The organism is Paraburkholderia sp. UCT2 (assembly GCF_014397665.1).
GTDB lineage: Bacteria > Pseudomonadota > Gammaproteobacteria > Burkholderiales > Burkholderiaceae > Paraburkholderia > Paraburkholderia tuberum.
This window is the reverse complement of sequence record NZ_VZQO01000002.1, coordinates 79,771-97,546: the sequence shown is the minus strand read 5'-3', so window position 1 is coordinate 97,546 and position 17,776 is coordinate 79,771. Positions and strand designations below refer to the sequence as shown.

Annotated in this window: 12 protein-coding genes and 1 tRNA gene; 10 read left to right on the top strand and 3 right to left on the bottom strand. The window is 64.1% G+C overall.

Annotated features, from left to right (window positions below):
• Positions 1-17 precede the first annotated feature (17 nt).
• The 5 genes from F6X39_RS02150 to F6X39_RS02130 all read left to right on the top strand — a co-directional run bounded on the left by F6X39_RS02150 (position 18) and on the right by F6X39_RS02130 (position 5,717).
• Positions 18-1,112, top strand: a complete 1,095-nt coding sequence (locus F6X39_RS02150; RefSeq protein WP_187615409.1) for a DNA-3-methyladenine glycosylase family protein — start codon at positions 18-20, stop codon at positions 1,110-1,112.
• A 128-nt stretch (positions 1,113-1,240) separates the two neighbouring features.
• Positions 1,241-2,212: an acetyl-CoA carboxylase carboxyltransferase subunit alpha gene (locus F6X39_RS02145; RefSeq protein ID WP_090800690.1), complete on the top strand. Its 972-nt coding sequence runs from the start codon at positions 1,241-1,243 to the stop codon at positions 2,210-2,212.
• A gap of 53 nt (positions 2,213-2,265) precedes the next feature.
• Entirely contained in the window at positions 2,266-3,777 is a 1,512-nt protein-coding gene (gene tilS / locus F6X39_RS02140) for a tRNA lysidine(34) synthetase TilS (protein WP_187615408.1), read from the top strand.
• A 415-nt stretch (positions 3,778-4,192) separates the two neighbouring features.
• Entirely contained in the window at positions 4,193-5,443 is a 1,251-nt protein-coding gene (locus F6X39_RS02135; protein ID WP_090800687.1) for an aspartate kinase, read from the top strand.
• A 180-nt stretch (positions 5,444-5,623) separates the two neighbouring features.
• Positions 5,624-5,717, top strand: a tRNA-Ser gene (locus tag F6X39_RS02130).
• 275 nt (positions 5,718-5,992) lie between these two features.
• Here F6X39_RS02130 and F6X39_RS02125 read toward each other — a convergent pair.
• The 3 genes from F6X39_RS02125 to F6X39_RS02115 all read right to left on the bottom strand — a co-directional run bounded on the left by F6X39_RS02125 (position 5,993) and on the right by F6X39_RS02115 (position 10,980).
• Entirely contained in the window at positions 5,993-7,177 is a 1,185-nt protein-coding gene (locus tag F6X39_RS02125) for a porin (protein WP_187615407.1), read from the bottom strand.
• A gap of 61 nt (positions 7,178-7,238) precedes the next feature.
• A complete protein-coding gene (locus F6X39_RS02120; protein ID WP_187615406.1) occupies positions 7,239-9,674 on the bottom strand; it encodes a glycoside hydrolase family 31 protein in 2,436 nt (811 codons plus the stop codon).
• Between the two features lie 19 nt (positions 9,675-9,693).
• Positions 9,694-10,980 (bottom strand): MFS transporter, encoded by a 1,287-nt coding sequence (locus tag F6X39_RS02115; protein WP_187610447.1) that lies wholly within the window; start codon positions 10,978-10,980, stop codon positions 9,694-9,696.
• Positions 10,981-11,444: 464 nt separating this feature from the next.
• Here F6X39_RS02115 and F6X39_RS02110 point away from each other — a divergent pair, with 464 nt between their 5' ends.
• The 5 genes from F6X39_RS02110 (at position 11,445) to F6X39_RS02090 (ending at position 17,723) form a co-directional block, all read left to right on the top strand.
• The gene (locus F6X39_RS02110) at positions 11,445-11,792 is read left to right on the top strand and encodes a hypothetical protein (protein WP_184056973.1); all 348 of its coding nucleotides are present in this window, start codon (positions 11,445-11,447) and stop codon (positions 11,790-11,792) included.
• 193 nt (positions 11,793-11,985) lie between these two features.
• On the top strand, positions 11,986-13,902 hold the full coding sequence (locus F6X39_RS02105) for an extracellular solute-binding protein (protein WP_187615405.1): 1,917 nt from the start codon (positions 11,986-11,988) through the stop codon (positions 13,900-13,902).
• A 49-nt stretch (positions 13,903-13,951) separates the two neighbouring features.
• Positions 13,952-14,989, top strand: a complete 1,038-nt coding sequence (locus tag F6X39_RS02100; RefSeq protein WP_090800650.1) for a microcin C ABC transporter permease YejB — start codon at positions 13,952-13,954, stop codon at positions 14,987-14,989.
• Complete coding sequence (locus F6X39_RS02095; protein ID WP_184066272.1) at positions 14,989-16,095, top strand: ABC transporter permease; 1,107 nt, start codon at positions 14,989-14,991, stop codon at positions 16,093-16,095. Before F6X39_RS02100 ends, F6X39_RS02095 begins: the two co-directional genes overlap by 1 nt.
• Positions 16,092-17,723: an ABC transporter ATP-binding protein gene (locus F6X39_RS02090; protein ID WP_187615404.1), complete on the top strand. Its 1,632-nt coding sequence runs from the start codon at positions 16,092-16,094 to the stop codon at positions 17,721-17,723. The genes F6X39_RS02095 and F6X39_RS02090 overlap by 4 nt, the downstream gene beginning before the upstream one ends.
• The last annotated feature ends 53 nt before the right edge of the window (positions 17,724-17,776 follow it).

The window sequence follows — 17,776 nt, the reverse complement described above, 5'->3', positions numbered from 1 at the left end:
GCCAGGCAGGAGGCAGGATGGCAACGGCCACGAAGACGCCGGCTAAACGCGCGGCGTCTCAAACCAGTGTGGCAGCCGCAGCATCGGCTGCCGCAGCTCAGTCGACTCGTGCGGGCGACGGCGCGGTAGACAAAGCGCCCTCGAAAGCGGGCGGGGCGGCGGCGAAAGCCGACTCGACCGCGGCAAAGAAGAGCGCAGCCAAACGCTCGCTCAATGGCGCGGCCACTGAAGCTGCACACGCGCCTGCGAAACGCGCGAAAACGGCGTCGCGTGTGAAGGGCAACGGTGCGTTGCCGGCCAAACTCGCGGCCGAGCTCGCCGGCGACGTGCAGGAACTCGCGCGCGACACGAACGCGGGCGAAGTCGTGCGCAAGACGCGCGTATCGGCCACCTCGGCGAGCACGGCCAGCGCGGGCGGCGAAGCGGCCGGTGTCGCATCGCTCGCGAACGAAGTCGCGGTGCCGGTGCAGATCGGCGGTCTCGCGCCTGAAGTCACGCGTCCCGCGTATTGGGACAAGGCGTGCGCGGATCTCGTCAAGCGCGATCGCATTTTGAAGAAGCTGATTCCGAAGTTCGGCCCCGTGCATTTGCTGAGTCGTGGCGATCCTTTCGTCACGCTTGCGCGCTCGGTGGTCGGCCAGCAGATCTCGGTCGCCTCGGCGCAGGCCGTGTGGGCGAGGGTCGAAGTCGCGTGTCCGAAGCTCGTGCCGCAGCAGTTCATCAAGCTCGGTCTCGAGAAGCTGACCGCGTGCGGTTTGTCGAAACGCAAGGCCGAGTACGTGCTCGATCTCGCGAGGCATTTCGTGTCGGGCGCGTTGCACGTCGGCAAGTGGACGTCGATGGACGACGAGGCGGTGATCGCCGAACTCACGCAGATTCGCGGCATCGGCCGCTGGACCGCGGAGATGTTCCTGATTTTCAACCTGTCGCGTCCCGATGTGCTACCGCTCGACGACCTCGGCCTGATCCGCGCGATCAGCGTCAACTATTTCAGCGGCGAACCCGTCACGCGCAGCGAAGCGCGCGAGGTTGCCGCGAACTGGGAGCCGTGGCGCACGGTGGCGACCTGGTACATGTGGCGTAGTCTCGATCCGTTACCGGTCGACTACTAAAGAAGAACAGGAAACGAAGCCGTTTCAAAGACTATCGCGTATATGATATCGATAGTTGAGAAATGGTTTTGACATCGGCGCACGCGGTTAGAATACGCGCTGCCCGGTAAGTCCAAGGATTACAACCAATGAAGACCACGTTTCTGGATTTCGAACAGCCGATCGCTGAACTCGAAGCGAAGATCGAAGAATTGCGCTTCGTGCAGGACGACTCGGCCGTCGATATTTCGGAAGAGATCGAGCGGCTGTCCAAGAAGAGCCAGCAGCTCACCAAAGATCTGTATGCGAACCTCACACCGTGGCAGGTTTCGCAAATCGCCCGTCATCCGCAGCGTCCGTACACGTTCGACTACGTGAGCGAGCTGTTTACCGATTTTCATGAACTGCATGGCGACCGCAACTTCGCGGACGATCTGTCGATCGTCGGCGGTCTCGCGCGGTTCAACGGCCAGGCGTGCATGGTGATCGGTCATCAGAAGGGCCGCGACACCAAGGAGCGCGCGCTGCGCAACTTCGGCATGCCGCGTCCGGAAGGCTATCGCAAGGCCGAGCGGCTGATGCGCCTCGCCGAGAAGTTCGGCCTGCCGATCTTCACGTTCATCGACACGCCGGGCGCGTACCCGGGCATCGGCGCGGAAGAGCGGGGCCAGTCCGAAGCGATCGGCCGCAATCTGTACGTGATGGCCGAGCTGAAGACGCCGCTGATCGCGACGATCATCGGCGAGGGCGGCTCGGGCGGCGCACTCGCTATCGCGGTGGGCGACAGCGTGCTGATGTTGCAGTTCTCGACCTACTCGGTGATCTCGCCGGAAGGCTGCGCATCGATCCTGTGGAAAAGCGCCGCCAAGGCACCGGAAGCAGCGGAGGCGCTCGGCCTGACCGCGCATCGTCTGAAGGCGCTCGGTCTGATCGACAAGATCGTCAACGAGCCGCTCGGCGGCGCGCATCGCGATCCGAAGGGCATGGCGGCGATGCTGCGCCGTGCGCTCGCCGATTCGCTGCGCCAGTTCCAGGGTATGAGCACCAACGACCTGCGCGAACGCCGTTTCGAACGGCTGATGGCGTACGGCAAATTCAAGGAAACGACGCCGGGCGCATAAGCCCGCGCGTTGGCCTGTCTCTTTCGTCCACCGGCGCTTTCCGCGCTAACGACGTGACCACCACCGCCGACTCATCCGCCGAGCGCCTCGTGATCGAGGCGCTCGGCGCCGCGCTGTCCGGGCTCGATTCGAACGCGCGCATTGCGGTCGCATTCAGCGGCGGCGTCGATTCGAGCGTGCTCCTCGATGCGGCGGTGCGCGTCGCGGGTGCGTCGCGCTGTATCGCGCTGCACGTGCATCATGGATTGAGTCCACATGCCGATACGTGGCTCGCGCACTGCGAGGCTTTCGCGCGCGAACGTGGCGTCGAATTCGACGCGCGACGCGTGGATGTTTCGCGCGCGCCGGGCCTGAGCATCGAGGCCGCGGCACGCGACGCGCGTTATCGCGCGCTCGACGCGATGTGCGCAACGCACGGCATTGGCACGCTATGGCTCGCGCAGCATGCGGACGATCAGGCCGAGACCGTGCTGCTGCAACTGCTGCGCGGCGCGGGGCTCGCGGGTCTCGCGGCGATGGCGCCCGGCACGCTGCCGACAGGTGCGTCGACGACACGTGTGCGGCCGCTTTTGCATCTGCTGCGCGCGCAGCTCGAACACTATGCGAGCGCGCGCAAGCTGCGCTGGATCGACGACGAATCGAACGCGGACACGCGTTATGCGCGCAACGCCTTGCGTCATCAGGTGATGCCGGTGCTCGCGGTGCACTTCCCGGGCTATCGCGATGCGCTCGCGCGCACGGCCGCGCATTCGGCATCGGCGCAGCGATTGCTCGACACGCTCGCGCGCGCCGACATGGAAAGCGCGTCGCGCGATGAAGGACGCGCCCTCGCGCACGACGTGCTGCTCGCTCTCGACGACGATCGCGCGCTGAATCTGCTGCGCTACTGGATGCGTACGCTCGGCTTCGTCGCGGCATCGAGCGCGCGTGTCGCGGATGCACTGCGGCAGTTGCGCGAAGTGGCTGCGGGGCAGGACGGACATCGGCTCCGCATCGATCATGCGGGGCATGCGTTGCGCAGCTATCGCGGCCTCGTCTACTGGGAAGCCGGCGATAGCAGCGAACCCGCCGACGAAACCGCGCTCGTCGAGCGCGAGATCAGTGAACTCGCGTGGCAAGGGCAAGAGATCTGGCATTTGCCGCAATGGCGCGGCACGTTCGTGTTCGCGATGGTGGATGCAGCCGCTGCTTCCGACGTAGCCGACGCAGCCGACGCAGCCGACGCAGCCGACGCAGCCGACGCAGCGCACGCAGCGCCACGTAACGAAGCATGCGACATCGTTCCCGTCAGCGTCCTGCAACGAGCCTCTCTAAGCGTGCGGGCGCGCCGCGGCGGAGAACGCATGCGCGTCGGTGTGCCGAACACGCCGAGCCGCACGCTGAAGAACCTGTTTCAGGAGCGCGGCATTCCCGCATGGAAGCGCGACGTGCCATTGCTTTACGTTGGCGATGAACTGCTGTTCGTGCCGCTGATCGGCGTGAATCGCGGGACCGTGCGCGACGCATCTCCGGAGCGCGAAGCGTGCGTGAAAATCGTCTGGCGCGAGGATCTGCTGATCGCCTGAGCGTCGGTCGGACAGTCGCGCAAGCCGTGCGTGCAGATGTCGAAAGCGTGAAACAGGGCGCAAATCAACGATAAAACAGGCCATTGCAGGCCTGATTCGACGCATTTGAGCGCTCGTTGCGTCTTGTCTTTTTGCGCCTAATCAGGTACTTTAGCTTGTTTGCCCGACCCGATTTCGCCGTCGCTTTTGTCGCTATCGGTCGTTAGTGCCGGCAGGCGTGCGTGATCCGTCGTCGCCGTTCAATTCCGATCAGCCATTTGCGATTTCATCCCGGGCAAATCCGCGCGTGCTGCACGCGTGCTGCATCTACGCCGCCACACACTTTGCCGCCGTTCACGAGACGTTGCGCCCCTGTGCTTTCTGTGCGGTCGTCTCCAGCGCGCCAGCGCGGTTTCTCTTCCAGTTCAGAACGACAATGGCACTCATCGTACATAAATACGGCGGCACCTCGATGGGCTCGGTCGAGCGCATCAAGAACGTCGCCAGGCGCGTCGCGAAATGGCACAAGGCCGGCCATCAGATGGTCGTCGTGCCGTCGGCAATGTCCGGCGAAACCAATCGCCTGCTTGGCCTCGCGAAAGAAATCACGACTCAACCGAGCCCGCGTGAGCTCGACATGATCGCCGCCACCGGCGAGCAGGTCAGCTCGGGTCTGCTCGCGATCGCGCTGCAGGAAGCCGGCGTCGAAGCGGTCAGCTACGCAGGCTGGCAGGTGCCGGTCAAGACCGATAGCGCGTTTACGAAAGCGCGCATCAGCGACATCGACGGCGAGCGCGTCATGCAAGACCTCGCAGCCGGCAAGGTGGTCGTGATCACCGGCTTCCAAGGCATTGACCCGGACGGCCACATCACGACGCTCGGCCGCGGCGGCTCGGACACGTCGGCAGTCGCGGTCGCGGCCGCGCTGAAGGCCGACGAGTGCCTGATCTACACGGACGTCGACGGTGTGTACACGACTGACCCGCGCGTCGTTGAAGAAGCGCGCCGGCTCGACCGCGTGACGTTCGAAGAAATGCTGGAAATGGCCAGCCTGGGTTCGAAGGTGCTGCAGATCCGCTCGGTGGAATTCGCCGGCAAATATCAGGTGAAAACGCGCGTGCTGTCGAGCCTGACCGATCCGCTGATGCCACTCGACGAAGAAATGAAGTCGGGCACCCTGATTACTTTTGAAGAAGACGAGACCATGGAAAAAGCAGTCATCTCGGGTATCGCGTTCCAGCGCGACGAAGCTCGTATCGCCGTGATGGGCGTGCCCGACAAGCCGGGCATCGCGTATCAGATTCTCGGCCCGGTGGCGGACGCGAATATCGATGTCGACATGATCATCCAGAACCAGAGCGTCGAGGGCAAGACGGCATTCACGTTCACGGTTGGCCGCGGCGACTATGCGCGTGCAATGGAAATCCTCACCGGCACGGTAAAGGCGCACGTCCAGGCCGAGCAGGTGCTGGGCGACCCGAAGGTGTCGAAGGTGTCGGTGGTCGGCGTCGGGATGCGCTCGCACGTTGGCATCGCCAGCAAGATGTTCCGCACGCTGTCGGAAGAGGGCATCAACATTCAGATGATCTCGACCTCGGAGATCAAGATCTCGGTGTTGATCGACGAAAAGTACATGGAGCTCGCGGTACGCGCGCTGCATAAGGCCTTCGAACTCGATCAGGCATAAGTGGCGGGAAAAACGGGGCGCTCTGGAGCGTCCCGTTTGTTTTGTGGCGTTCATGTGAATGAATTGCGTGATGAGACGCCACGTTGGCACAAATAATGTTCGTCAGACATTGACCTTATCGGCCCGGCCCGCTATGATCTTGGCTTCGTCGCACTGACTCCCTGTGCGACAGAAAGTTTGGGAGACGTGGCCGAGAGGTCGAAGGCACTCCCCTGCTAAGGGAGCATCTGGGCCAAAACCTGGATCGAGGGTTCGAATCCCTCCGTCTCCGCCAGCAATGGTGGCGAAACCCCGCAGAGTCTAGGCTCTGCGGGGTTTTTGTTTTTGCGCGGCTTGATTTTGATCTCGCTCGATACTTCAGCGATGTCAGCGGCATTCCCAGCCCTCCAGCATGTGACCACGTCCTACGTGAATAGGCAGGTCTGCTGATCAATGCAAGGCGCCGTTAGCCCGCCACGCTGGTCCGCAGAAAACCGCGCCAGATCCGGCGCGGCAGGCAAGGAGTCCGCATGACTGATCCCGTCGTGCCGCTGACCGAGACCGCCTCGCTTAGAACGCGTGCCGCAACCCCACCATGCCGACGAACTGAGACGGACCCGATGACGGCGTCGTGTTCTGCGAGTCGCCGACCACCGCGACCGCGTCGGCGATGGTCACACCGCTGCCCGACGAGATCAGCGACTTGCCGCCTGCATGCTGATAGGCCTCGAGCGCGTACAGCGTGGTGCGCGTCGACAGGTTGTAGGTCTGTTCGAGCGAGATCTGATGATAGTGCGCCGGACCGCTGATGCCGTTCGCCTTGCTTGCCTGGGTGAAGCTATAGCCGCCGCCGACCGTCACGCTCGGCGTGATCCGGTACGTCGCGATCGCACCGTACGTGTTGAACACGGCCTTGTCGAAGAACAGCGAGCCGTGGCCCGGCGCGTACTGCACATTCGAGTAGTTGAGGCCCACCATCAGATCGTGCCACGTATAGCGACCCGCCGCGGCGAACAGCTGCGCGCTGCGCGCGCTCGCGTAACCGTTGTTGACCGGCGAGTTGATCGCGAAGCTGCCGAGCGCCGCGCTCGTCGAAATGTCCTTCAGCTTCACGTAGCCGGCTGCGAGCGACACGGGCTGGAAGTCATAACGCAGCGCCGCGCTGAACAGGCTGCCGTTCGCGACGCTGCCGGGCACGCCGCCGAGACCATACTGCGCGCTTGCCTGCAGGCCCCCGATCGTCGGCGATAGGTAGGTTACCGAATTATTGAAGCGCAGCGTCGTGTCGAGGGCGTCGAGATCGCCGGGGTGCGCGCCGGTCGCGCCGGTCAGCACGCCGGTCGGTCCGAGCGCGCCGACCATCTGGAAGTAGGGTGTGTACTGGCGGCCGAGCGTCACCGTGCCGTAGCGGTCGTTCGCGAGGCCGACATAGGCTTGGCGATTGAACAGGTAGCCCGCGGTGCTTTGCGCGCCAGTCAGCGAATTGAAGCCGCTCTCGAGCCGGAAGATCGCCTTCGTGCCGCCGCCGAGATCTTCCGAGCCGAGGAAGCCGAACTTGCTCGCCTGCAGGTTGCCCTGGCTCATATAGAAATTCGAATGCCCCTTCTGGTTGCTGGCATAGGCGAACGCATTGTCGACGACGCCATACAGCGTGACGCTGCTTTGCGCCGATGCGCTGGTGGACAACGCGGTGCCCGCGAACGGCAGGCAGCAGAGGACGAACGCGCGGGTGCGCGCGCGCTGGTTTATTTTCATGATTGGGATGTCTCCAGACTGATGGGACGGCCTGATCCCTCAGGCCGGTGCGGTGTGTTGTTCAGTGCGGCACCGAAATCGTCAGGCAGCGCCAGCCGTCCGCGGTGTGATCGGTGACGAGCGTGCCGTTAGCGCAGACGACCGCGCGTGTTTCGCGCATCGGCACGAACACGCGCACTTGCGGCTGCACGCGCGGCATCCATTGCGAACGCTCGAGCGTCACCCGCAAAGTGTTTGCGTCGCCCGTCAGCGTGACGTTCCAGCGGCCTTGCTCGCCGTTGCGCCAGGCTTCGGTCTCGCCGTCGTCCTCGATCGAGCCGCCTTGCGCGGTGCCCGCGTCGGCATACGGCACCGCGAGGAATGCGCGTTGGTCGGCGGGGCGGCCAAAATGCTGCTCGGCGATGTTGAGCGCAATCACGCTGCCTTCACGCAGCAGGAACACCGGCCGCTCGAACGGCGCGGGCAACGTGACGGTCTGGCCGCCGTCGAACGTTTCGCCGCTCCAGTACGACACCCAGCGCGAACCGGCCGGTAGATACACGGCGCGCGTGCTCTGGCCCGGATCGACCACTGGCGCGACCAGCATCGACGAGCCGAGCATCATGTCGTCGCCATCGACGAGGCAGCGCGGATCGTGCGGAAACTCCGCGAACAGCGGCCGCAGCACCGGCTCGTACGCGCTATGCGATTGCCACAGCAGTTCGTAGAGGTAAGGGATCAGGCGATAGCGCAGCTTGATCAGGTCTGCCACGTGCCGCGTGACTTCGGGATGCATCCACGGCTCGTTGACGGTGCCGTCGTCGTTCCACGAGTGAATCGAAAAGCGCGGCAGGAAGATGCCGAACCCGACCCAGCGCGCAAACAGCTCCGGCTCCGGGGCCGGACCCGAGAAGCCGCCGATGTCGTGACCGCTATTCGACACGCCCGACATCGCGAGCCCGAGCCCCATCTTCAGATTGAAGCGCAGCGTTTCCCACGACGTGTAGTTGTCGCCCGACCACGTCTGCACGTAGCGATGCATGCCGACGCCGCCCGAGCGCGACACGAGGAACGGGCGCCTGTCAGGCGCATGCTCGCGCTGCGCGTCGTGCGACGCGCGCATCATCAGCTGCGTCTGCAGCACCTTCGCCTGGTGTGCCGGATACGGCTTGCCGAAGCCGCGCGCGATAGCATGCGGCGACCAGATCTCGAACTCGTTGTTGTCGTTCCAGGTGGCCGCGATGCCGTATTTGAGCAGTGCGTCCTTCACGCGAGCTTTCCACCAGTCGATCGTCGCGGGATTCGTGAAGTCGAGGTACGCGCCGACTTCGTCCCAGAACTGCACCCATGCGGGATCGCCATCGGGCGCTTCGATCAACAGGCCGGCGTGGGCGACGTCGTCGAACGCTGGGTGGTCTTGCAGCAGACACGGCTTGATGTTCGCGCACAGACGCACGCCGTGATCGAGATAGCTCCGCACGAACCCGTCGATGTCCGGAAACTTGTCGTGATTCCAATTGAACACGTAGCGCTTCGGCCCGATCGACGTATAGCCCGACGACAGATGGAACGAATCGCACAGCACGTCGTGTTCGCGGCAACGCTCGATGAATTTGCCCATCTGCTGTTGCGCGTCCGGCGCGTCGGTATAGCTCATCGTCGAGCCCGAGTAGCCGAGGCCCCACTTCGGCATCCACGCGGGACGTCCGGTGAGCCACGTGAAGCGGCGCACCGCGTCGAGTGGCGAGCCGGGCGATGCGATGAAGTAGTAGTCGAGATCGCCATGCTCGGCGATGAAGTGCCGATAGTGGCCGTGATAGTTGTCGAGCTCGCGGCCCATGTCGAAGCGACAATCGCCGAGCGTGTCGTAGAACAGGCCGAAGCCCGTCGACGTCTGCGGCTGCCACGTCACGTAGAACGGGATGTGCTTGTACAGCGGGTCCGTGGTGCGCGCGCTGTAGCCCATCGCGTCGATGTTGCGCATCTCGTAGCTTTGCTGCGCGCGATCGAGCGAGCCGGCACGCTCGCCGAGGCCCACGTACATTTCGTCGCGGCGCCGCTCGACGTAGTGATAGACGCGCGAGTCCCACCAGCCGAAGTTGTACGCCTGGGTCTTGCGATCGCTCATCACGCGATGCCATGTGCCTTCGTGCAGGATGTCCCAGGCGCAGGCGCCGCCTTCGAGCGCCACGCTCACGCGCACGCGCGCCGTTTCGATCACGATGTGACCGGCTGCTTCGTTCACCGTGAACGGCGGCGGCGTGAAGCCGCTCAGGTCGCGGCGCTCGCGGCCTTCGAGCGGCACGTCGTCCATCCCGGGCGCGATCGCCCATGTGCGCGGGCCGCGCGTTTCGCCGTCCGGCAGCACGAGCACGCGGATGATGTCCTCGGCGAGCACGAACAGCTCGATGCGGCAATTCGGTTGCGCGCTTAGCACGACCGGGTTGGCCGCGGGGTTGCGAGCGTGACGGGCGAGCGCGAAGCGCGGCGGATATTTGAGATTGATCTGTGAACGCATGATGAGTCTTCGAGGAAGGTCAGGCAGCAGTGTTGACGCTCAGTTCGGCGCGGCGCGCGCGGCCGTGGCGCGGCACACCGCGCATCAGGATGATCAGCAGCGTCGCGCCGATGATGTCGAATGCGCCGAGCGCACCGAACAGCGGCGTGTAGCCGATCGAATCGGCGAGCGCGCCGACCATCAGGGAGAAGCCGAGGCCGCCGATCCACGCGGCCATGCCCGCGAAGCCGGCGACGGTGCCGACTTCGCCCGGATCGAATACGTCGGCGGCGAGCGTGTTGACGAGCGCCGAGATCATCTGGTGCGCGAAGCCGCCGACGCAGAAGAGGGCGATGGCCTGGTAGGGCGACGCGACGAGACCGATCGATGCCGGCCCGATCATCATCAGCGCGCCGAGCACGACGCCCGAGATGCGCGACCAGATCAGCGGCACGCGAAAATGCTTCATCAGGAATGGCGACAGATAGCCGCCGAACAGACCGCCCAGGTCCGCGGCTAGAAACGGCAGCCACGCGAACATCGCGATCTGCTTCAGATCCATATGACGCTGCGTGGCGAGATAGAGCGGAATCCAGAAGCTGAACGTCTGCCACGCGGGCTCGGCGAAAAAGCGCGCTTGCGCGATCGCCCAGAAGCGGCGCGTGCGCAGCACTTCACGCACGCTCGCGCGGCGCGCGGCGGGCGGTGCCTGGCCTTCGACGATCGCGGCGCGCTCGGCATCGCTCACGCGCTTGTGCTCGGCGGGCGAGCGGTACAGCGCGAACCATGCGGCGGCCCACACGAAGCCGAGCGCGCCGGTCACCGCGAACGCGCTCTGCCAGCCGTAGCGCAGCGACAGGAAAACGACGAGCGGCGGCGCGAGCAGCGAGCCGAGCGAGGTGCCCGCATTGAAATAGCCGACCGCGACGGATTTCTCGCGATCGGGAAACCATTCGGCGACGACCTTCATGCCGGCCGGAATCGCGACCGCTTCGGACAGGCCCATGAAGCCGCGCAGCGCCGCGAGCGAAAGCCAACTGCCCGCGAATCCGTGGAACACGCCGGTCAGCGACCACAGGCACGCGAACAGCGCGAAGCCGAGGCGCAGGCCGATCAGATCGATGATCAGGCCGCAGACGGGCTGCATCACCGTATAGCCGACCTGGAACGCGCCGACCACGTACGAGTACTGCCGCGTGTTCATGTGCAGCAGTTTCATCAGTTCGGGCGCCATCACCCCGAGCGCGTTGCGCGACAGATAGTTGACGATCGTCCCAACGCACACGAGGGCGATGATCCACCAGCGCAATCCCTTGATCGTTTTCAAAATCAGTCTCCGTGGCGCATTGAGCGGTTGCTTCCGGCGCAGTGCTCGGGTATGCGCGAATTCGAACATTTATTGGTTTTCAATGGCAGTCATCCTATCACTTGGAATCGACCTGGATATCCGGGAAAACCATAGTTGTTGCCATGTTTTTCCTTGATTTTTCGGGATAATTTGATATTTTTTTGCCCGGTATCGGAGTGGTGATCGGATGACCGTGGTGAAAAATATCGAACAGATATGTTCTTTCGAACTTTAAAATGTTCGTTTTCGGGATGTCAGCCAGGCCGCGAGCCGGCGCCCGCGCGGAGGGTGCTTTTTCGCCGCCGTCTGGCGTGTGTAACCAGACATTACGCCGCCGCCGGCGAGGCGATTTTCAGCATCAGTTATTACAAAGTTGAAATACGCGTGTTGCTGCCTTTGCGTTATATTTCCGCCAACAAAACATGTTCCTACAAAGGTGATCAATGAAGTCCGCTCGTCTTGTTCCGCTTGTGTTCGGCGTGTTGACGTTGGCTGCATCGGGTGCCGCGATGGCCGCGGGGCTCAACGTCGGGGTCAATATCGGCATTCCCGCGCCGGTCTACGTCGCACCGGCACCGGTCTACGCACCGCCGCCGCCTCCGCCGCCGCCCGTCGTCTATCAGCCGGCTCCCGTGTACTACGGCGGTCCGCAAATCGTGATCGGCTGGCATGGCGACCGTTACTGGGACGGCCATCGCTACTGGGCGCGCAACGACTGGTATCGCCACCATCCGCCGGGCCGCGGCGACTATGCGCGCGGTCACTACGACCAACATCGCGGCTGGCACTGAGTCGCCACTGCGTCAGCGCTGAAGCGCGCCAACCGGCCGCAGCGATGACAGAACCGCCCTTGGAGGGCGGTTTTGTTTTTTGGTGCTGAAACATCCGTCGCTGACGCATTTCGTCGCAGTCGCCCGCCAGATCGCGCAAGCTAATTGGGTAGAATCCCCCACATCGCCACTGCCCATTTACCAGCACGACTCCATGACAACTGGCTCGCGACGGGTTCAAACGCCTGAGGGACTTCGACACAGCGTGATCCACGGACCCTTGCGCGCCGCGCTCGCCGTCGCGTTGCTGTGCGCGAGTCTGCTCGTCGCGCCGCACGCGCATGCCGCGCATGCGATCGCGCAATACGGCGAGCCCAAATATCCGGCCGGCTTCAAGCACTTCGACTACGTCAATCCCGATGCGCCGAAAGGCGGCACGCTCGTGCTTGCGAACCCGAGCCGTCTAACGAGCTTCGACAAGTTCAATCCGTTTACTCTGCGTGGCAATGCGGCGCCCGGCCTCGAATTGATGTTCGAGAGCCTGACGATCGGCAGCAGCGACGAAGTCGCGTCCGCCTACGGGCTGCTCGCCGACGACATCGTCGTCGCGCCCGACGGCCTGTCGGTCACGTTTCACATCAATCCGCGCGCGCGCTTTTCGAACGGCGACCCTGTGACCGCCGACGACGTCAAGTTCTCTCTCGACACGCTGAAGAGCCCGCAGGCCGCGCCGCAGTTCGCATCGCTTTTCAGCGAGATCAAGCGCGCGGTCGTCGTCGATCCGGCCACGGTGCGCTTCGAGTTTCGCGAGCGCAATCGCGAGTTGCCGCTGCTCGCGGGCAGCATGCCGGTGTTCTCGCGCAAGTGGGGGATGAAGCCCGACGGCAGCCGTGTTCCGTTCGACCAGCTCGCATTCGAAAAGCCAGTCGGCAGCGGGCCGTATCTGATCGACAGCTACGACAACGGCCGCACGATCACGTTCAAACGCGACCCGCACTATTGGGGCGCCGATCTGCCGGTGCGCGTCGGCATGAACAACTTCGATCGCATCGTCTACAAGCTGTATGCCGATAGCACCGCGCGGCTCGAGGCGTTCAAGGCTGGCGAGTACGACGCGTTGGTCGAATATATCGCGCGCAACTGGGTGCGGCGCGACGTCGGCAAGAAGTTCGACAGTGGCGAGTTGATCAAGCGCGAGTTTGCGCAGCACAACGGCACCGGCATGCAGGGCTTTTTCCTGAACACGCGCCGGCCGCTGTTCCAGGATGTGCGGGTGCGCAAGGCGCTCGATCTCGCGCTCGACTTTCAGTGGCTGAACCGCCAGCTGTTTTTCAACCAGTACACGCGCATCGACAGCTATTTCGCCAACACCGAATGGCAGGCGAAGGGGCTGCCTTCGCCTGGCGAGCTCGCGCTGCTGGAGCCGTTTCGCGCCCAACTCGACCCGGCGGTATTCGGGCCGCCGCCGAAGCAGCCCGATACCGATCCGCCCGGCTCGCTGCGCGCGAATCTGCTGCAGGCGCGCGATCTGCTGCAGCAGGCCGGCTGGACCTATCGTGACGGCGCGCTGCGCAACGCGAAGGGCGAGCCGTTCCAGTTCGAGATACTCGACGACTCGGGTTCGGCCTCGTCGATGGAGCCGATCATCGCGACCTTCACGCGCAATCTGCAAAAGCTCGGCATTACCGCGAACTTCCGCACCACCGACTTCGCGGTCTATCAGAAGCGGCTCGACGCATTCGACTTCGACGTGACGACGATTCGCATGCCCGACGTGCAGGTGCCGGGCTCCGAGCAGATCACCCGCTTCGGCAGCAAGGCCGCCGATACCCCCGGCTCGGACAACGCGATCGGCCTGAAGTCGCCGGCCGTCGACGCGGTGCTCGACGCGCTCGTGCATGCGCAAACGCGCGAGCAGCTGACCGATGCCGCGCACGCGCTCGACCGTCTGCTGATGCATGGCTACTATGTGGTGCCGCACTGGTACAGCGGCACGCATCGCGTCGCGTTCAAGCGCGGGCTCGCGTGGCCGAAGACTTTGCCGCTGTACTATGGCGCGGAGGGCTGGATCACGACGATGTGGTGGTACGAGGACCCGCAGGCGCGCACGCCCACGGGCAGCGCCGACTGATCCGCAGATCCATCGTCCCCACCAACGCGTTCGCACTGGAACACAGCCTATGTGGAGCTACATCCTCAAACGCCTGCTGCTGATGATCCCGACGCTGCTCGGCGTGCTGACGCTGACCTTCGTCGTGATCCAGTTCGTGCCGGGCGGCCCCGTCGAGCAGATGCAGCACGAACTGCGCAAGGGCGCGGAGGGCGCCTCGCCGTTCGGGCTGCGCTCGCATAGCGGCGTCGATGCGCAACAGATCGCGCAACTGAAGCAGTTGTACGGCTTCGACAAACCGCCGCTCGAACGCTACGTGCTGATGCTCAAGCGCTTCGCGACCTTCGATCTCGGCCAGAGCTATTTCCGTCATCAGAGCGTGTTGTCGCTGATCGTGTCGAAGCTGCCGGTGTCGATCAGCATCGGCCTGTGGACGTTCTTTCTCACCTATCTGATATCGGTGCCGCTCGGCATCGCGAAGGCGGTGCGCAACGGCTCGCACTTCGATATCGCGACGAGCCTCGTCGTGCTGGTCGGCTACGCGATTCCGGGCTTCGTGCTCGGCGTGCTGCTGCTCGTGCTGTTCGGCGGCGGCACGTTCCTGCAGCTGTTTCCGCTGCGCAACCTCACTTCCGACAACTGGGACCAGTTGAGCCTCGTCGGCAAGATCCTCGACTATCTATGGCATATCACGCTGCCGATCACGGCGTCGGTGGTGGGCAGCTTCGCGGTCGTCACGATGCTGACGAAAAACGCGTTCCTCGACGAAATCCGCAAGCAGTACGTGCTGACCGCGCGTGCCAAAGGTTTGTCCGAGCGGCGCGTGTTGTGGAAGCACGTGTTTCGCAATGCGCTGCTGCCGCTGATCGTCAATTTCCCGGGCGCGTTCATCGGCGCGTTCTTCACCGGCAGCCTGCTGATCGAAACGCTGTTCTCGCTCGACGGGCTCGGGTTGCTGTCGTATGAATCGGTAATGCGGCGGGACTATCCGGTCGTGCTCGGCACGTTGTATCTGTTCACGCTGATCGGCCTCGTCACGCGGCTGATCTCCGACCTTTGCTATGTGTGGGTCGATCCCCGCATCCAATTCGAACAACTGGAGCGCTGATGAATCGAGCCCGCCTTTCCGCCGACGCGGCGGCGCGCACCGAACCCGCGCGGGCACTGATGTCGCCGTCGCCGGCGCGTCGCGTGTGGCAGCGTTTTCGCCGGCAGCGTCTCGGCTACTGGAGCCTGATCATCTTCGTCGTCGCGTTCGCGGCGAGCCTCGTGGGGCCGCTGTGGTCGAACGACAAGCCGGTCGTCGTGCGCTACGACGGCCATCTGTACTTCCCGCTCGTCGAGACCTACGCCGAGACCACCTTCGGTGGCGACTTCCCCACGCCGACCGATTATCTCGATCCGTACATCCGTCACCGCTTCGATGCGCCGGGCAACTTCGCGCTGTATCCGCCCAATCACTACTACTACGACACGCTCAATTACTTTTCCAAGGCGCCCAACCCGGCGCCACCGTCGCGCGAGAACTGGCTCGGCACCGACGACCGCGGCCGCGATCTGTTCGCGCGTCTGCTGTACGGCTTCGGCGTGTCGGTCGTGTTCGGCCTCGTGCTGACCGTGATCAGCACGATTGTCGGCATCGCCGCGGGGGCGGTGCAAGGTTACTTCGGAGGGCGAACGGACATCGTCGGGCAGCGTCTGATCGAGATCTGGAACGCGATGCCGCAGCTCTATCTGCTGATCATCTTTTCATCGATCTTCGAGCGCAGCTTCGCTCTTTTGATCGTGCTGCTGTCGCTGTTCAACTGGATCGGCCTGTCCGACTACGTGCGCGCCGAGTTCCTGCGCAATCGCCAGCAGGACTACGTGCGCGCCGCGCGCGCGATGGGCCTGTCGCATTGGCAGATCATGTGGCGTCACGTGTTGCCGAACAGTCTGACGCCGGTCATCACGTTCCTGCCGTTCAGCATGAGCAGCGCGATTCTCGCGCTGACGAGTCTCGACTTCCTCGGCCTCGGCGTGCCGCCGCCGACGCCGAGCCTGGGCGAACTGCTCGCTCAGGGCAAGGCGAATCTCGACGCGTGGTGGATCTCGGTGTCGACCTTCGGCGTGCTGGTGGCGATGCTGCTGCTATTGACCTTCATGGGCGACGCGCTGCGCAACGCGCTCGACACGCGTATCTCCGATGCGATACACGCCGGAGGTGGTCAATGAGCGCGTTGCCGCAAATCGATCCGCAATCGACGGACACGCCGCTGCTCGAACTCGACCATCTGCGTGTCGCGTTCGGCGACACGGTGGCCGTCGACGACGTCACGCTCGCGATCGCGCGCGGTGAACGCGTCGCGCTCGTCGGCGAATCGGGCTCGGGCAAGAGCGTGACCGCGCTGTCGGTGCTGCGCCTGCTGAACGACGCGCAGGTGAGCGGGGCGATCCGCTTCGATGGCAAAGATCTGCTCGTGAAGAGCGAGCGTGCGATGCGTGGCCTGCGCGGCTCGGACATCGCGATGATCTTCCAGGAACCGATGACCGCGCTCAATCCGCTGTATACGATCGGCGACCAGATTGCGGAAACGATCGTCGTGCATGACGCCGTCAGCGCGACCGAAGCGTGCAGGCGGGCGGTCGCGCTGCTCGCGCGCACCGGCATCGCCGAGCCGGAGAAGCGCATCAACAGCTACCCGCATCAGCTGTCGGGCGGGCAGCGGCAGCGCGCGATGATTGCGATGGCGCTCGCCTGCCGGCCGCGCCTGTTGCTCGCCGACGAGCCGACCACCGCGCTCGACGTGACGATTCGCGCGCAAATCGTCGAGCTTCTGCTGGAACTGCAGCGCGACGAAGCACAAAAGCGCGGCATGGCCGTGCTGCTGATCACGCACGACCTGAACCTCGTGCGTCACTTCGCGCAGCGCGTCGCGGTGATGGAGCGAGGCGTGCTGGTCGAAACCGGCACGGTCGAGCAGGTGTTCGAGGCGCCGCGCCATCCGTATACCCAGCGGCTGCTCGCGAGCCGGCCGCAGCGCGAGGTCGTGCCGGTGCTGCCGATCTCGCCGGTGCTGCTCGAAGCGCGCGACGTGGCGGTCGACTTCAGAACGAAACTGACCGGCCTGCGTGGCTGGTTCGGCGCGGGGCGGTTTCGCGCGGTCGACGCGGCGAACGTGTCGGTGCGCCAGGGCGAGACGCTCGGGATCGTCGGTGAATCGGGATCGGGCAAGTCGACGCTCGCGATGGCACTGCTCGGTCTGCAGCGCACTGCGCATGGCGAGATCCAGTTTCAGGGCAGGGCGCTCGCGAGCTATCGCGGCGCCGAAAAGACCGCGCTGCGCTCGAATATGCAGGTCGTCTTTCAAGACCCTTTTAGTTCGCTTTCGCCGCGGCAGACGATCGAGCGGATCGTCGGTGAGGGGCTCGCGCTGCATCGGCCGCAGATGACGCCGCAGGCGCGGCGCGACAAGGTCGTCGCGGTGCTGCGCGAAGTCGGCATCGACCGGACCGCGCTGTATCGCTATCCGCATGAATTTTCGGGCGGGCAGCGGCAGCGCATCGCGATCGCGCGCGCGCTGGTACTGGAGCCGCGCGTGCTGATCCTCGACGAACCGACCAGCGCGCTCGACGTATCGATCCAGCAGCAGGTGCTCAAGCTGCTCACCGGTTTGCAGCACAAATACAACCTCGGCTTCGTGTTCATCAGCCACGACCTGGAAGTGATCGGGGCGATGGCGCACCGAGTCGTGGTGATGCAAAACGGATCGATCGTCGAGACCGGCGAAGTCGAGAAAATTTTTGCTGCTCCTGCGCATCCTTACACGCGAAAGCTGCTGAAAGCGGCGCTTGATCGTTGATTTTTCACCCTTTCCCCAATTGAGTGCGTCTGTCGATTGATTTTTCCTATTCC

Bases quoted from the DNA above. Each gene is read 5' to 3' on its own strand.
- F6X39_RS02150 (WP_187615409.1), top strand. From the start codon at position 18: ATGGCAACGGCCACGAAGACGCCGGCTAAACGCGCGGCGTCTCAAACC.
- F6X39_RS02145 (WP_090800690.1), top strand. From the start codon at position 1,241: ATGAAGACCACGTTTCTGGATTTCGAACAGCCGATCGCTGAACTCGAA.
- F6X39_RS02135 (WP_090800687.1), top strand. From the start codon at position 4,193: ATGGCACTCATCGTACATAAATACGGCGGCACCTCGATGGGCTCGGTC.
- F6X39_RS02125 (WP_187615407.1), bottom strand. From the start codon at position 7,177: ATGAAAATAAACCAGCGCGCGCGCACCCGCGCGTTCGTCCTCTGCTGC.
- F6X39_RS02120 (WP_187615406.1), bottom strand. From the start codon at position 9,674: ATGCGTTCACAGATCAATCTCAAATATCCGCCGCGCTTCGCGCTCGCC.
- F6X39_RS02110 (WP_184056973.1), top strand. From the start codon at position 11,445: ATGAAGTCCGCTCGTCTTGTTCCGCTTGTGTTCGGCGTGTTGACGTTG.
- F6X39_RS02105 (WP_187615405.1), top strand. From the start codon at position 11,986: ATGACAACTGGCTCGCGACGGGTTCAAACGCCTGAGGGACTTCGACAC.
- F6X39_RS02100 (WP_090800650.1), top strand. From the start codon at position 13,952: ATGTGGAGCTACATCCTCAAACGCCTGCTGCTGATGATCCCGACGCTG.
- F6X39_RS02095 (WP_184066272.1), top strand. From the start codon at position 14,989: ATGAATCGAGCCCGCCTTTCCGCCGACGCGGCGGCGCGCACCGAACCC.
- F6X39_RS02090 (WP_187615404.1), top strand. From the start codon at position 16,092: ATGAGCGCGTTGCCGCAAATCGATCCGCAATCGACGGACACGCCGCTG.